This window comes from Humibacter sp. (assembly GCF_051954055.1).
Lineage (GTDB): Bacteria > Actinomycetota > Actinomycetes > Actinomycetales > Microbacteriaceae > Humibacter.
In genome coordinates this window covers 1-15,027 of record NZ_JBQCIE010000065.1, presented here as the reverse complement: position 1 = coordinate 15,027, position 15,027 = coordinate 1, and the positions used below count along the sequence as shown (strand labels likewise).

14 protein-coding genes are annotated in these 15,027 nt (G+C 68.2%); 6 read left to right on the top strand and 8 right to left on the bottom strand.

All coding sequences use genetic code 11. The annotated features are described in order from the left end of the window. Positions 1–82 precede the first annotated feature (82 nt). The gene (locus ACTHNC_RS07960; protein ID WP_440294062.1) at positions 83–568 is read right to left on the bottom strand and encodes an Lrp/AsnC family transcriptional regulator; all 486 of its coding nucleotides are present in this window, start codon (positions 566–568) and stop codon (positions 83–85) included. A gap of 104 nt (positions 569–672) precedes the next feature. Between ACTHNC_RS07960 and ACTHNC_RS07955 the strand changes: the two genes are divergently transcribed. Continuing rightward, the gene (locus tag ACTHNC_RS07955; RefSeq protein WP_440294061.1) at positions 673–1,917 is read left to right on the top strand and encodes a trans-sulfuration enzyme family protein; all 1,245 of its coding nucleotides are present in this window, start codon (positions 673–675) and stop codon (positions 1,915–1,917) included. Here the strand turns inward: ACTHNC_RS07955 and ACTHNC_RS07950 are convergent. Next, positions 1,891–3,645: a DEAD/DEAH box helicase gene (locus tag ACTHNC_RS07950; protein ID WP_440294063.1), complete on the bottom strand. Its 1,755-nt coding sequence runs from the start codon at positions 3,643–3,645 to the stop codon at positions 1,891–1,893. The genes ACTHNC_RS07955 and ACTHNC_RS07950 overlap by 27 nt on opposite strands. Positions 3,646–3,805: 160 nt before the next feature. Between ACTHNC_RS07950 and ACTHNC_RS07945 the strand changes: the two genes are divergently transcribed. Further along, positions 3,806–4,609: an SGNH/GDSL hydrolase family protein gene (locus ACTHNC_RS07945; protein ID WP_440294060.1), complete on the top strand. Its 804-nt coding sequence runs from the start codon at positions 3,806–3,808 to the stop codon at positions 4,607–4,609. A gap of 2 nt (positions 4,610–4,611) precedes the next feature. Here ACTHNC_RS07945 and ACTHNC_RS07940 read toward each other — a convergent pair whose 3' ends face one another. Both ACTHNC_RS07940 and ACTHNC_RS07935 read right to left on the bottom strand, forming a co-directional pair. Then, positions 4,612–5,895, bottom strand: coding sequence for a D-alanyl-D-alanine carboxypeptidase family protein (locus tag ACTHNC_RS07940; RefSeq protein WP_440294059.1), 1,284 nt, complete (start codon positions 5,893–5,895; stop codon positions 4,612–4,614). Between the two features lie 15 nt (positions 5,896–5,910). Beyond that, the gene (locus tag ACTHNC_RS07935) at positions 5,911–6,756 is read right to left on the bottom strand and encodes a TrmH family RNA methyltransferase (RefSeq protein WP_440294058.1); all 846 of its coding nucleotides are present in this window, start codon (positions 6,754–6,756) and stop codon (positions 5,911–5,913) included. Between the two features lie 70 nt (positions 6,757–6,826). Here ACTHNC_RS07935 and ACTHNC_RS07930 point away from each other — a divergent pair, with 70 nt between their 5' ends. Together ACTHNC_RS07930 and ACTHNC_RS07925 are read left to right on the top strand one after the other, a co-directional pair. Further along, a complete protein-coding gene (locus tag ACTHNC_RS07930; RefSeq protein ID WP_440294057.1) occupies positions 6,827–7,660 on the top strand; it encodes a Sir2 family NAD-dependent protein deacetylase in 834 nt (277 codons plus the stop codon). Continuing rightward, positions 7,657–8,298: a histidine phosphatase family protein gene (locus ACTHNC_RS07925; RefSeq protein WP_440294056.1), complete on the top strand. Its 642-nt coding sequence runs from the start codon at positions 7,657–7,659 to the stop codon at positions 8,296–8,298. The genes ACTHNC_RS07930 and ACTHNC_RS07925 overlap by 4 nt, the downstream gene beginning before the upstream one ends. A gap of 1 nt (position 8,299) precedes the next feature. Here the strand turns inward: ACTHNC_RS07925 and ACTHNC_RS07920 are convergent, their stop codons facing one another. Both ACTHNC_RS07920 and ACTHNC_RS07915 read right to left on the bottom strand, forming a co-directional pair. Continuing rightward, complete coding sequence (locus ACTHNC_RS07920) at positions 8,300–9,379, bottom strand: glycosyltransferase family 4 protein (RefSeq protein ID WP_440294055.1); 1,080 nt, start codon at positions 9,377–9,379, stop codon at positions 8,300–8,302. Next, the gene (locus tag ACTHNC_RS07915) at positions 9,376–10,359 is read right to left on the bottom strand and encodes an alpha/beta fold hydrolase (RefSeq protein ID WP_440294054.1); all 984 of its coding nucleotides are present in this window, start codon (positions 10,357–10,359) and stop codon (positions 9,376–9,378) included. The genes ACTHNC_RS07920 and ACTHNC_RS07915 overlap by 4 nt, the downstream gene beginning before the upstream one ends. Before the next feature lie 151 nt (positions 10,360–10,510). Between ACTHNC_RS07915 and treS the strand changes: the two genes are divergently transcribed. After that, positions 10,511–12,217: a maltose alpha-D-glucosyltransferase gene (treS, locus tag ACTHNC_RS07910; protein WP_440294053.1), complete on the top strand. Its 1,707-nt coding sequence runs from the start codon at positions 10,511–10,513 to the stop codon at positions 12,215–12,217. A 12-nt stretch (positions 12,218–12,229) separates the two neighbouring features. On the opposite strand, the gene ACTHNC_RS07905 is transcribed toward treS, so the two are convergent. Further along, positions 12,230–12,571 carry a YciI family protein gene (locus ACTHNC_RS07905; RefSeq protein ID WP_440294052.1) on the bottom strand — a complete coding sequence of 114 codons (342 nt, stop codon included), beginning with the start codon at positions 12,569–12,571 and terminating at the stop codon, positions 12,230–12,232. A 132-nt stretch (positions 12,572–12,703) separates the two neighbouring features. After that, positions 12,704–14,062 (bottom strand): DUF222 domain-containing protein, encoded by a 1,359-nt coding sequence (locus ACTHNC_RS07900; protein WP_440294051.1) that lies wholly within the window; start codon positions 14,060–14,062, stop codon positions 12,704–12,706. A 235-nt stretch (positions 14,063–14,297) separates the two neighbouring features. Here ACTHNC_RS07900 and ACTHNC_RS07895 point away from each other — a divergent pair, with 235 nt between their 5' ends. Continuing rightward, positions 14,298–14,984, top strand: a complete 687-nt coding sequence (locus ACTHNC_RS07895) for an exonuclease domain-containing protein (protein WP_440294050.1) — start codon at positions 14,298–14,300, stop codon at positions 14,982–14,984. Positions 14,985–15,027 lie beyond the last annotated feature (43 nt).

The following is a 15,027-nucleotide window of genomic DNA, read 5'->3' as shown; positions in this document are numbered from 1 at the left end:
GCACGCGTTCAGGTATAACTATTGACCGGTTTAAACCGTACGGGGGCCGCACGGTTGGGGTTTGATCGCGTGCGGCCTTTCGTCATCCGCGGAGCAGTTCCTGCCAGCCGTCCGCCGTGGCGTTCTCGAAGATGAGACTCGTCTGCGTGTGCGAGACGGCCGGATCGCCCGTGAGGTACTCGAGCACGAAGTCGCGCAGTTCGCCGGAGTCGCGCGCCGCCACGTGCAGGAGGTAGTCGTCTGCCCCCGCGGTGTGGAACAGCCGCAGCACTCCCGGCCAGTGCGGAGCGGCAGCGCGAAACGCGTCGATCTGCGCCCGCGAGTGCTTTGCGAGCCGCACGGCGATGAGCGCCTGAAGCGGGATGCCCGCGGCGGCGAGATCGACGTCGAGACGGTATCCGGTGATCACTCCCCTGCGCTGCAGGCTCTTCAGGCGCAGCGACACCGTGGACTCTGCCACACCGAGTTCGGCCGCGAGCGCGGAACCCGTGATGCGCGAGTTGCGGGACAGAGCCAGAACGAGCCTGCGGTCGAGGGCGTCCAGTTCGGGAATCTTCGAGTCGGGCATGTCGGAACCCTCGATTCTGCAAGAAGTTGCGATCATTCGGAGTTGTTTCGAAGGATATCCGACCTGACTACGCCAGCACAGGGGAATCCACCGATCATGGGGATATGACAACGTCGTCCGATTCCCTCTTCCCGCACCTGGAGACCAGGGCGGTTCATGCCGGAATGGAAGGTCTCGCCGAGTCCGGTTCGCACGTTCCGCCGATCGACCTCTCGACCACGAATCCGCTGCCGAGCGTCGAGGCCGGCGGGGACTCGTACGAGAACCTCGCGACGGGTGGCGAGCTGATCCCGGGCGACTCCGCCGTGTACCAGCGACTCTGGCAACCCGGCGTCGCCCGGTTCGAGCGCGCCCTCGCTGATCTCGAAGGCACCGAGGAGTCCGTCGCCTTCGCAAGTGGGATGGCCGCCCTCACCGCCTGTCTGATGGCGGCCGTCGCGGCCGGCACACCGCACATCGTGGCGGTCCGCCCGCTCTACGGTGGAACGGACCACGTGCTCGCGACCGGACTCGTCGGAACGAGCGTGACCTGGGCGGGCGCCGACAGCATCGCCGCCTCCATCCGGCCCGACACCGGGCTCGTCGTTCTGGAGACCCCGGCGAACCCGACGCTCGAGCTGGTCGACATCGCCGACGCCGTACGCCAGGCAGGAACGGTCCCCGTGCTCGTCGACAACACGTTCGCCTCCCCCGTGCTGCAGCGTCCGGTCGAGCACGGCGCACGGCTCATTCTGCACAGCGCCACGAAGTATCTCGGCGGCCACGGCGACGTGATGGGCGGCGTGGTGGCGACGGATGACGAGTGGGCGCGCCGTCTGCGCGGGCTACGGGCGCTGACCGGCGGCCTTCTGCATCCGTTCGCGGCCTATCTGCTGCACCGAGGTCTGCGCACGCTGCCGCTGCGGGTTCGCGCCCAGCAGGAGACCGCGAGCGAACTCGCCAGGCGCCTGCAGGAGCATCCGGCCGTGCACCGCGTGCTGTACCCCGGACTGCCCGGTCAGGATCCGCTCGGGCTCATCGGGCGCCAGCTGGAAGGCCCCGGCTCGCTGATCTCGGTCGACCTGGGCGACTACGAGAGCGCGGTCCGGTTCACGGAAGCGTGCCGTCTGGTGACGCACGCGGTCTCGCTCGGCGGTGTGGACTCGCTCGTGCAGCATCCCGCGTCGCTCACCCACCGGCCGGTGGAGGCGGAGGCCAAACCGCACGCGGGCGTCGTGCGCATCTCGATCGGTCTCGAGCATATCGACGACCTCACGGAAGACCTGATGCGTGCACTGGATGCCGTCGGGGCCGAGCGATCGTCTGCCGGCAGGGCAGGCGCGTCAGTGATGACCCAGTCGTTTGCGTAGCAGGTCGATGCGAGCCTGAAGCTGCGTGACGCTCGCCTGCGCGACGGCGGGGCCACCGCACAGCCGGCGCAGTTCGGCGTGCACGAGCCCGTGCGGCTCTCCGCTGTTCTTCGCGTACAGCCCGACCAGGCTGTTCAGCAGGCTGCGCTGTTCCTTGAGGGTGCGGTACACCGGCGGCGGAGCCTTCGGCGTGTCGGCGGATGCCGGCCGGTTCGCCGCGCGCTTGGCCTGCCGTGCCTGTCTGGTGCGCAGAAGCTCGTGCACCTGCTCGGGCTCGAGCAGCCCTGGGATGCCGATGAAGTCCCACTCCTCGTCGCTGCCCGGCTCCGCGTACCCGCCGAACTCGGTGCCGTCGTAGAGCACGCGATCGAACGCTGCGTGCGAGTCCAGCGCCTCGAACGCGAACTCCTGCTGCAGCGAGTCGGATGCCTTGTCCTCGCGTTCCGCAGCCGCCATCATGGCGTCCTCGGGGTTCCAGAGGTCGCCGTCGTCGTCGGTCGAGACCCGGTCGAGTGCGTGGTCGCGTTCCAGCTCGAGGGCGTGTGCGAGGGCGACGAGGATCGGCACGTCCGGCAGGAACACGGTCGCGGTCTCGCCCCGCCGCCTGGCACGCACGAAACGGCCGATCGCCTGCGCGAAGAACAGCGGCGTCGCGGCGCTCGTGGCGTACACGCCGACCGCGAGCCGCGGCACGTCGACGCCCTCCGAGACCATCCGCACCGCGACCATCCACCGCGAGGTGCCCTGCGAGAACTCCTCGATGCGGTCGCTGGACTCCTTCTCGTCGGAGAGCACGATGGTGACCTTCTCGCCGCAGATGCCCTCGAGGATGGCCGCATAGGCGCGTGCCGCGACCTGGTCCGTTGCGATGATCAGGCCACCGGCATCCGGAACCTGCGCTCGCACCTCGCTCAGCCGGCGGTCGGCCGCGTGCAGCACCTGCGGGATCCACTCGCCCTTCGGGTCGAGCGCCGTGCGCCACGCCTGCGCGGTGATGTCTTTCGTGTTGCCCTCGCCGAGCCTGGCCTCCATCTGGTCGCCGGTCTTCGTGCGCCAGCGCATGTGGCCGGCATAGACCATGAACAGCACGGGACGCACGACGCCGTCGGAGAGCGCCCGGCCGTAGCCGTAGTTGTAGTCGGTGCGGGAGGTGCGGATGCCCTCCCTGTTCTGCAGATACGTCACGAACGGGATCGGCGACGTGTCGCTGCGGAACGGCGTTCCGGTCAGCGAGAGCCGGCGTTCGGCCCGTTCGAAGGACTCCCGGATCGCGTCGCCCCAGCTGAGCGCGTCGCCGCCGTGGTGCACCTCGTCGAGGATGACGAGCGTGCGGTGATCCAGCGTGATGTCGCGGTGCAGGGCGGCGTTCACGGCGACCTGTGCGTACGTCACGGCGATTCCGCGGTAGTGCGACCCGTATCTGCCGTGGGCGTTCCTGAAGCCCGGGTCGATGGGGATGCCCACGCGTGCGGCTGCTTCGGCCCACTGTCGTTTCAGATGCTCGGTCGGTGCCACGATCGTGACTCGCTCGACGGTGCGCCGCTTCAGCAGCTCGACGGCCAGGCGCAACGCGAACGTGGTCTTGCCCGCCCCCGGCGTCGCGGCGGCCAGGAAGTCGCGCGGCTCGTAGCGGAAGTACGCCTCGAGCGCCTCGGCCTGCCAGGCGCGCAGCTTGCTGGCTGTGCCCCACGGCGCACGGGCCGGAAACGACGGCGAGAGGTGCTCGATCGCCCAGGTGCCGACCTGTCGTCCCCCGGTCTCGTGCTCGACCGCCGGCGGGTACGGCGGATCCGAATCCTCGGTCGAGGCGGAGGCGGGGATCGGGGAACTCACTTCACTCCACGGTACCGAATGCGGCCGACACTCTGACCCGACCAGAATGGAGCGCATGACGGAACCGCTGCATCCCTTCCATCGGTACGTTGCACTGGGCGACTCGTTCACGGAGGGGATCGGCGACCCGGACCCCAACGCACCAGGCGGCCACCGCGGCTGGGCGGACCGCGTCGCCGAGATGCTCGCCCGCGGCACAGACGATTTCGCGTACGCCAACCTGGCGGTGCGTGGCAAGCTCATCCGGCAGATCGCCGCCGACCAGGTGGATGCGGCCGTCGCGCTCCAGCCGGATCTCATCACGATCTCCGCCGGCGGGAACGACGTCATCCGCCCTGGTACCGATCCCGACGAGATCGGCGGACTGTTCGACGAAATCGTCACGAGGCTCTCCGTCACCGGCGCCACGATCGTCGTGTTCACCGGCGTGGACGTCGGCTTCTCCCCGGTGTTCAAGGCGATCAGAGGCAAGGTCGCGATCTACAACGAGAACGTCAGGGTCGTCGCCGAGCGGCACGGATGCCTGGTGGCGGACCAGTGGGCGCTGAAAGACGTGCAGGACCAGCGACTGTGGTCCCCGGACCGGCTGCACATGAATCCACTCGGGCACCACACGGTCACGCGCATGGTGCTCGACACGCTCGGCGTGCACCACGATCTGCAGGCGATGGAACCGGAGCCGCTTGCCGCACGCAGTTGGCGGCAGGCTCGCGCTGAGGACCTCTCATGGGCAAAGGAGTACTTCGTGCCGTGGATCATCCGTCGGGTCAAAGGCGTCTCCAGCGGCGACCACGTGCTGCCGAAACGACCGGAGCCGGCGCCGGTCACCCTGCCGGGCGACGAAGAGGCCGCGATGTAGCGCTACGGCAGCAGCAGCTGCGGATGCGTCAGCCGCCAGCCGAGGCCCGGGTCCTCGACGGCCTTCGACACCGTGAGCGGGCTGCTGAACGTCTGACCGCCGCCGTTGAACGTGACGGTGCCGACGTCATCCCCCGGGCTCGCCAGCGTGACGGGAGCGGAGCGCACGGTGACCCTGATCGGCGTGTCGGAGAACACGAAGATGCCGCCCGACCTCTCGCTCTTCAGCGTCGCCGACTGACCCCACACGCTGCGGTAGGTGCCGTAGCCCGTGGCGCTCGCGCCAACCGTCACCTCGTGGAAGCCTGCCTCGACGCTCTTCAGCAGCGTCGGGACATCCGTCCACAGGTTCGTGTAGTCGGGCGCTCCCGTCACGACGCCGACCAGCTTGACCGGATGCCCGTGCAGCGTGACCGACGCGGCGAACAGCAGGCAGTGTCCCGCCTGGTCGGTCCACCCGGTCTTGATCCCGACCACGCCGTCCTGGCCGAGCAGCTTGTTGCCGTTGTCGACCGTCCCCGCGCCGGGGAGGTCAGCGGTCGGAGTGTCGACGATGGAGGCGAGCACGGGATTGGCCACCACGAGCTTGCCGATCCCGACCAGGTCGATCGGAGTGCTGACGCTGCCCGGGTCCAGGCCGGACGGATCGGTGATGTGGGTGCCCGTGAAGCCGTGCGATGCCAGCCAGGCGTTCGTGTACGCGAGGTAGGCATCCACCGAGCCGAAGCCCCAGTTCGCCAGCGAGATGGCGTAGTTGTTGGCGCTGGGCAGCAGCATCGCGGTCAGTGCCTGCTTCTCGGTCAGCTGCTCCCCCGCCTGCACGGGCGCCCACGATCCGTCCTCCGCCCACACCTGGTGCAGGATGTCGACGTCGGCGTCCGAGAACGTGATGGTGGGGCCCTCTGTCCCCGTCGCGATCGGATGCTTGTCGAGCAGCACGAGCGCCGTGATCGTCTTCGTCATGCTCGCGATCGGCGCGCTGGCCATGCTGCCGTTCTTCACCAAGACGTCGTTCTGTCCGACCATTCCGACCGCTGCGCTCCCCCACGAGGGGAACGCCGGCTGCACCGCCGCCGGGCGGATCGTCGTGGATGCGGATGCCGCCTCCGCGGAGACGGGCAACGGTGCGATCGCGGTCAGCGCAGTGTATGCGGCCGCGGCGACGAGCACGCCGATCGTGGTGAACGTGATCGCGCGGCGACGACGAAGACGTCGACGGCGTCGCGCGTCGGATCGTTCCCGCGCGGCGTCCGCCGGTTCGCCAGGGCTGTCGTGCACGGCTGTCATGCTACGGCGACGCTCCTATGCATCCGCGCCGAACGGCTGCATCTCACCCGCCGTCGGAGGCACCCTCAGCGCGTACAGCGCGACCGCGGCGGCGGAGGCGACGTTCAGCGAGTCGATGCCGTGCGCCATGGGGATGGTCACGACCGTGTCGGCGACGGAGAGCGCGCGGCGGCTGAGGCCGTCGCCCTCGGCACCCATGACGATGGCGATCTTCTGCGGCGGATCGGCCGCGAACTCGTCCAGGCTCACCGCGTCGTCGGAGAGCGCGAGGGCGGCGAGGTGGAATCCGGCGTCGTGCAGCCGGGGTGCGGCATCCGCCCAGTCGCCAATGCGCGTCCACGGCACCTGCAGCACCGTCCCCATGCTGACCCGCACGCTGCGGCGGTACAGCGGGTCGGCGCAGCGAGGCGACACGAGGACGGCGTCGGCGCCGAGTCCCGCAACGGCCCTGAACGCGGCACCCACATTCGTGTGGTCGACGATGTCCTCCAGCACGACGACCCTGCTCGCACCGGCGAGCACATCCTCCAGTGCGGGGAGCTCGGGCCGATGCATGGCGGCGAGGGCGCCGCGGTGCAGGTGGAAACCGGTCAGCTCCTCCAGCGACTCCTCACTGCCCACGTACACCGGGACATCCGGGAAGTCCTCCAGCAGCGGTTCCAGGTCGGGCAGCCATCTCTCGTGCAGCAGAACGGAGCGCGGGATGTGCCCGGCCGCCAGCGCCCGTCTGATCACCTTCGTCGACTCCGCCAGGTAGAGGCCGCCTGCGGGTTCGAGCGCTCGCCGCAGCGCGACATCCGTGAGCCGGGTGTAGTCGGCCAGCTCGGGAGCGTCGACCGTGTCGATGGGAATGATGCGCATGACGTCCAGGGCGGGGAAACATATCCGAAAACTGCGCTGTTTACACTGACGACGAACGAGGGGGCCTTCAGTGAGCGCAGCGGTGACGACGGATGCGACGATCGACGCCGCCATCGACATCCTCGCAGACCGCACTGTCGCCGTGCTGACGGGCGCAGGCATCTCCACCGACTCCGGCATCCCGGACTACCGCGGAGAGGGCGCGCCGCGGCGCACTCCGATGTCGTTCTCGCAGTTCCTCGGTGACGAGCGCTCGCGCAAGCGGTACTGGGCAGGCAGCCACCTCGGATACTCGAGGTTCAGCGCCGCGGAGCCGAACGCCGGCCATTTCGCCCTTGCCGAGCTGGAGGTCGCCGGCATCGTGCCCGGCGTGATCACCCAGAACGTGGACGGGCTGCACACCCGCGCCGGCTCACGCAGAGTGGTGCCGTTGCACGGCACAATGGATCGCGTTCTCTGCCTGCGCTGCGGCCAGATGTTCGCCAGAGACGACATCGCGGCGCAGATCGACGAACTCAACCCTTGGCTCACGCAGCCGGATGCCGTCACCATCGCGCCGGACGGCGACGCCGAGGTGAACGACGTCGACTCCTTCGTGATCCCCGATTGCAGCGTCTGCGGCGGAGAGCTGAAGCCCGACGTCGTGTTCTTCGGCGAGTTCGTTCCGCCGCTGCGATTCGAGGCGGCCCGCGAGCTCGTTGACGGAGCCGACGCACTGCTCGTCGCGGGCTCGTCGCTCGCCGTGAACTCGGGCATCCGGCTCGTCGAACAGGCGCGTCGTCGTAGGCTGCCGATCGTGGTGGTGAATCGCGGTGAGACGAAGGGCGACGCGCGAGCGACGCTGAAACTGGATGCCGGCACGTCCGAGACCCTCGGGGCCATGGCCGCAGCGTTGATCCGATGAGCCCGGCGCAGGCGAAGACGGCACAGGCGAACAGGGCCGACGCGAACGGGGAGACCCGGCTCACTCTGATCAGGCACGGCGAGACGGACTGGAACCGTCAGCGACGCATCCAGGGCTCGACGGATGTTCCGCTGAACGCGGTCGGGATGGCGCAGGCGCGGGCGGCAGGGCTCTCGCTCATCGGCACCGACTACGTCGCGCTGTACACCAGCCCCCAGGTGCGCGCGGTGGAGACTGCGCGGATCATCGCGGAGACGCTAGGCATGGGCGAGCCCATCGTGCGCGCCGACCTGCGCGAGCGGTCATTCGGACCGGCGGAGGGCCTCACCGACCCGGAGATCAGGGAGCGCTTCCCGGACGGCATCCCCGACCAGGAGTCCAGGGACTCCGTCGTGGACCGCGTGCTCCCGGTTCTGCAGGAGATCGCAGACCGTCACCCGGGAGATGCCGTCCTGGTCGTGACCCACGGCGCCGTGATCAGCTCACTCGTTCGTCGCCTGAGCGGCAACGCGCATCCGCGACTCGGCGAGCCGATCGTGAATCTTTCGCTCAGCCACTTCACGCACTCGGCCGGACGCCTGCGTATCGGCGACATCAACGTGCCGTCGCACGATCCGGCCGCGCTCGCCGTGGAGTAGCTCAGCTTGCGGCGGTGTCGCCGACGTCTGTCAGCACGCGCAGGAGCGTGGCCGCCGACGCCGCCCAGGTGTAGCGGGATGCCGCGGCGACGCCGAGCCTGGAACGCTCCGCCCACTCCCCCGGCTGTTCGAGCCGGCGCACGGCCGCGGCGAAGCCTTCTACGTCGTCGGGGGCGACGTACAGTGCGGCATCCGCCCCGATCTCGCGGAAGATCGGGATGTCGCTGACGACGGCCGGCGTTCCGACCCGCATCGCCTCCACCACCGGGATGCCGAAGCCCTCGTCGTGCGATGCCGTCACCAGTGCGGTGGCGTTCAGCAGCGTCGAGAAGTACTCCTCGTCGCTGGCGCCGTCGTGAAACACGAGCCGGGCATCCGGTGCCGCTGCCTGGAGGCGTTCGCGCTGCGCCTCGGTGATGCGGCTCATCAGGTGCAGCTCGTAGTCCGGCAGCAGTGCGGTCGCCCGGGCCAGTGTCTCGACGTTCTTGTACGGCATGAACGAGCCCATGTAGACCAACGACTTCGTCACAGCTTCGGTGCGGGCTTCCTCGGAGAACTCGGCGGGCACGACCGGGGCGTTCGGCACGACGTGCACCGGCTTCCGGGTCAAGCGGTGCCCGGCGATGAGGTCTGCCGTGGTGTGCGAGACGGCGACGACGGCGTCCGCCCGGTTGAGGAGCATCCGCTGCGGCCACCACGAGAGGTGGTAGAGCCGCCACAGCCCGCGCACGAATGCCGGCAGGTCGCGCGGCGGGGTGCGGTGGCGGTAGTAGATGAGGTCGTGCACGGTCTTGATCAGCGGGTATCGGCGCCCGAGCGAGCCCATGGTCTGCATGGGTGTGAACACGATGTCGGGCTTCAGCTTGTTGACCTGCAGGGCGACCAGCGGTTCGCGCACGCTCGTCGGCGACGACACGAGCGACCACGGCAGGTCGGGGAGCATGTCGAGCTGCGCTTTGTCGTTGATCAGCATCGTGACGTCGTGCAGCTTGCCGAGCTCCTCGACGAGGGATGCCGTGTACCGGCTGATCCCGTCGTGCCGGCCGATGCGCGTGTAGCGGCAGTCGAAGACGATCTTCATGCCGGCTCGCCCGCCGCATCGTCGAGCCCGTCGCCGGTGTGCTGTGCTGGCGCGTCTGGTCCGTGTTCGGCGAGGAAGCCGCGGATGCTGTCCGCCGCATCGTCGGGAGCCTCGTAGTGCACGAGGTGGCCGACGTCGTGCACCACGTGCAGGCGGGCATCCGGGAAGAGCGTCTGCAGCCGGTGCTGAGCCTGCAGGGGCGTGATGTCGTCGCGGTCGGCAGCGATCAGCAGCACCGGCACGCCGATCGAGCTCGCGTACTCCGACACGTCGTGGCTCACGGATGCCCTGAACGCCTCGAGCACGACCCCGCGGCTCGCGAACGCGCTGAAGTATCGGGCGTGCTGGTCGTGGATCCAGCGCCGGAGCGGTCTGTCCTTCGTCTTCGCCATGGCCTCGCTCATCACGCGCACGATGAGCGCGTTACGCAGCAGGCCGAATCCGAGTCGCTCTGGCAGCGTGGCGCCCAGCCAGTAGTAGAAGATGGCGAGCCCCGTGAACACGGCGCGCGGGCCCTTCAGCGCGGGCGCACCGATCGGGTTCACCAGCACGACGAGATCGGGTCGTGGGCCTTTCGCATCATCGGATGCCTGCCGTGCGAGCATCGCCGACACGACGATCGAGCCGAACGAGTGCCCGAGCAGAACGAACCTTCCGGCCGGTGCGACCACTGCGAGGAAGCCCTGCAGCCAGGCGGCGTAGCCGTCGATGTCGTGTGTCTTCTCCAGCGGCTCCGAGTCGCCGAATCCCGGCAGATCGGGCACGATGACGCGAAACTCCTGCAGCCGCGCGGCGATCGGCTCGAGGCCGTGGTGATCGCCGCGGAAGCCGTGCACCAGCACGATCGTGGTGGCGGCATCCTGGTCGCCGTACTCCCAGAACCAGGTGCGCGAACCGTCGACCTGCGCGGAGCGCTTTCGGGGACGCGGACGCTCGCTGGGGCGTGCGGCGTCGGCCGCCGGCACGGAACGGTTCGACATCACGCACCAGTGTAGGCGGGCGAGGATGCCGCTCCTGAGTGTGCGCGGCAAGCCGGAATGCGGGCCCGGCATAGACTTTCGGGGAAAGCGTCAGTCGCGGACGATGCGCCACCCGAACCGTCAGAAATCGCCTTCGCAGGAGGACCCGTACGTGACCTTCACCGCACCGATCCAGCTGCCTGGACTCACGCTGGACCCGCAGTGGTATCGACGCGCCGTGTTCTACGAGGTGATGGTGCGCTCGTTCGTCGACAGCAACGGCGACGGAACCGGCGACATCCAGGGACTGATCTCGAAGCTGGACTACCTGCAGTGGCTGGGCATCGATGCGCTGTGGCTGCCTCCGTTCTTCGTCTCGCCGCTGCGCGACGGCGGATACGACGTGTCCGACTACCGCTCGATCATGCCGGAGTTCGGCACCCTCGACGAGTTCCAGGATCTCGTGACGAAGGCGCACGAGCGCAATATGCGGGTCGTCATCGACCTTCCGCTGAACCACACGAGCGATCAGCACGAATGGTTCCAGGCTTCGCGCAGCGACCCCGACGGCCCGTACGGCGACTTCTACGTGTGGAGCGACACGGACGAGAAGTGGCCGGACATCCGCATCATCTTCACCGATACCGAGGAATCGAACTGGGCCTTCGACTCGGAGCGTCGGCAGTTCTTCTTCCACCGGTTCTTCTCGCATCAGCCCGACCTCAACTTCAACAACCCCGATGTGCACGAGGCGATGTTCGAGATCGTGCGGTTCTGGCTCGACATGGGCGTCGACGGGTTCCGGCTCGATGCGATCCCCTACCTCTACGAGTCGGACGAGGGCAACGGCGAGGGCGAGCCGCCCACGCACGAGTTCATCAAGACGCTGCGCGCCATGGTCGACCGTGACTACCCGGGCCGCGTCATGATCGCCGAAGCGAACCAGTGGCCGCGCGAGGTCGCGGCCTTCTTCGGCAGCGAAGAGGAGCCGGAGTGCCACATGGCCTTCGACTTCCCGGTCATGCCGCGCATCTTCTACTCACTGCGATCGCAGCGCGCCGACGAGCTCGTTCGGGTGCTGTCGGAGACCACGGACATCCCGGAGGGCGCAGGCTGGGGCGTGTTCCTGCGCAACCATGACGAGCTGACGCTCGAGATGGTCAGCGAGGAGTACCGGCAGGCGATGTACGGCTGGTACGCCTACGACCCGCGGATGCGCGCCAACATCGGCATCCGCCGGCGCCTCGCACCGCTGCTCGACAACTCAAGGGCCGAGCTCGAGCTGGCGCACGCTCTGCTGTTCTCGCTCCCCGGCACCCCGTTCCTGTACTACGGCGACGAGATCGGTATGGGAGACAACATCTGGCTGCCCGACCGGGACTCGTCCCGAACCCCCATGCAGTGGACACCCGACCGCAACGCCGGCTTCTCCACCGCGGATCCCGGCAAGTTGTACCTGCCGGTGGTGCAGTCGCTCGTCTACCACTTCAACCAGGTGAACGTGGAGGCGCAGCTGGCGCAGTCCCGCTCCCTGCTGCACTGGGTGCGCAACGTGATCTACGTGCGCAAGGCGCATCCGGTGTTCGGGCTCGGTTCCATCACCGTGCTGCCCACGGACCACTCCTCCGTGCTGGCGTTCGTGAGGTCGTACGGCGGAAGCGGAACCGTCTTCGGCGATCAGCCGGAGAACGTGCTGTGCGTGTTCTCGTTCTCGCACAACCCGGTCTCGGTGACTCTGGATGCCCCCGACTACGCCGGCAGCGCGCTCTACGACCTCTTCGGCGGCGGGCAGTTCCCGACGATCGCGGACGACGGCCGGTTCACCCTCACGCTCGGCACGCAGAGCTTCTACTGGCTGCACATCGAGGCGCCGCGGTAGACACGGAGTGTCTCAGACCAACGGGTCGAACTGGAACTCTCGAAGCTCCTGCCGACAGCGGCAGGCTTCGGCGATGCGGGATGCCCACGCAACGGCCTCCTCGCGCGTGGGGACGTCGATCACGGTGAATCCGCCGCTGAACTGCGCATTCTGCGGGTAGGTGCCGTCGCTCACGCTGCCGTCAGCGGCCACCCGTACGGGCGCGACGTCGTCGTTGAGCCCGCCGGTGAAGAGGAGCACTCCTGCCTCCTTCGCGTCCCTGACGACGGCGTGTGCCGCGTCGGCCACGGCGGGAAGCTCCTCCGGAGTGACATCCATCACACCGCTCGGAAACGAGATCAGATACCGGGTCATCATCGTCCCTCCTGCCGACCAAGCACGATCGGGCCCCAAGAATTCGAAAGACTGCCTGCGATCGTACGCTCGGTCAGTCCCCTGGCGACGCCTTCAGGACGCCGAAGCACGTCGGCGCGACGGTCCCTTCGGTTAGAACGGTGGTGGGTCGCTGTCGTATCCGGTGGGTGTTCGTACGCGGATGCCGCCGTCGGGTTTCGGGTCCAGTCGGATCCTGGTCACGGTCTTCATCCGGTGCAGCCGGGGTTTGAACGGTGCCAGGTTGGCCACGTCCGTGGGGCCACCGTGCTGGCGCTCGATCACGTGATCCACTTCGACACCGGTGACGATCCCCACCGGCAGAAACGGGGCCGCGTTCTCGTCGAGCCCGTACTTCAGGGTGAGCCACGTCTTCTGATCCGTGGTCGGCCGATACCGGGTGGTGTCCAGGTTCAACACCGCGGGACGGATCGGATCCGCCAGCACTTTCCGAAACGAGGGGGCGTCGCGTAACGCGGCCGCCGCCTGCTTCGGCGGGATCAGCCCATACCCGAGGAGCTCAGCGAACCGGCCGGCGTCGTCAATCACCACGAACGGCCGCACCCCCGCCCCACCACGACGGTGCGCACCGTCACCCGTGGTGTCCCCTTTCAGCCACTGCACCGCCAAGTCCGCACGCACCTGATCCAGAGTGCGCGTCTCACCCGGCATAGTGCGCAACCGGCGGGCTTCCGCGGTGAGGGCGACTTCGATCTGCGCAACATCCAGTACGGAGGCGTGGAGGTTCAGCCAGGCCATCGCATCCGCAGCCGCCTCCACCACCACCCGTCGTCTGGTGTGGGCGTTCTCGTGCCGTTGCTCGAGGGTGTTGGCGCACAACCGTTCCCGCAACAGGCGGCACCGACGTGCGAACACACCAGGGTTCAGCTTCTCGACGATCCCCGCCATCCGCTCGTCAAACATCGCATACGCGGCCCCATCCGGCAGCCCAGTACAGGACTCGACCGCGGCGCGCACGTGCTGCGGGCTGATCCGACCCGAGACGAACAACTCCTTCAACCGCGGCAACGAAGCGTTCAGCACCTCGGCCTGCCACGCCATGGAGCGGACCGTGTTCTCGCTCAGGTGCAACCACTGCGCCAGATCGAACGCGACCGCCCGCACCGCGAAGTCCACCTCCTCCGCTCGCGGGTCCTTCTCGGTCGCCCCGACCGGCACATAGACGCTCGGGTCCGTGCGGGCGTATTCGAACGCCCGACCCACCGCGAACAGTTGCCGCGCCGCTTCCAGGTTCACCATCGTCTGCGAGGAGACCGCGTCGTCAATGACGGACCGCATCAACCCCGCACCCGAGTCCGTCCGAACCCACGACACAAGCTCGTCCGCAGAAGGATGGGAAGGCCGATCCAGGAACAGCAGCTCCGCGGACTCGTCGAACAACGACGCATCCGCCAACTCCGCCCAGCAGGCGACATCACCCTCCGGCACCGGTGCCAGTTCCACGTCGTTCATACCTTCGAAGCTACGGCACACCACCGACATTCCCCGGGCACGGAAACCAGCCCTGACCAGCCCTGTTGATAGCCACACAACCGCACAACCTGGGGAGGAAGAGACACACCAGGAAGCTCAATTCAGTACCGCATGACCGTTGCGGCTCAAACGCGCGAACGGCTCGGGCCCGCGGATGGCGACGGGCCGTCGTTGCTCCGCTCCGATGACGGTGGTGCTCCATAACGTTGCAGCCATGAAGCAATGGCACGACGAGTTGGGTGTGTTCGACCTGGAGACAACGGGCGTCGACGTCGACACGTCGCGCATCGTCTCGGCGCACGTCGGCGTGCTGGATGCCGCAGGGGACATCGTCGAGCGGCTCGATTGGCTGGTGAACCCGGGCGTGCCCATTCCCGAGGCCGCAACGGCGGTTCACGGAATCACCACCGAGCGCGCCCGTGCGGAGGGCTGCGAGCCCGCCGGGGCTGTTCTCGAGATCGTGGCGGCGCTGCGAACGCTGCTGAGCAGGGGCATCCCGGTCGTCGCCTACAACGCCCCGTACGACTTCTCGCTGCTGCGCCGCGAGGCGGTGCGGCACGGTGTCGAGCCGCTGCAAGACCCGTCCCCCATCGTCGACCCGTTCGTGATCGACAAGGCGGTCGATAAGTATCGTCGCGGCAAGCGCACCCTCAGCCTGACCGCCGGCCACTACGGTGTGAGCCTGGTGGATGCGCACGATGCGGGCGCGGATGCCGTTGCGGCTGGACGGGTGGCACAGGCGATCGCTCGCGCTTACCCGGCGGAGCTGGGCGTCGACGTGGCGGAGCTGCACCGTCTGCAGGTGCGCTGGTGCCAGGAGCAGGCCGAGGACTTCCAGGCCTACATCAGGCGGGTGAAGGACCCGTTCTTCACGACGACGGGAATCTGGCCCTGTCGCTGACCGTCGCGGAGACGCAAGAAGAGGGCGGCCGATCGATCGGCCG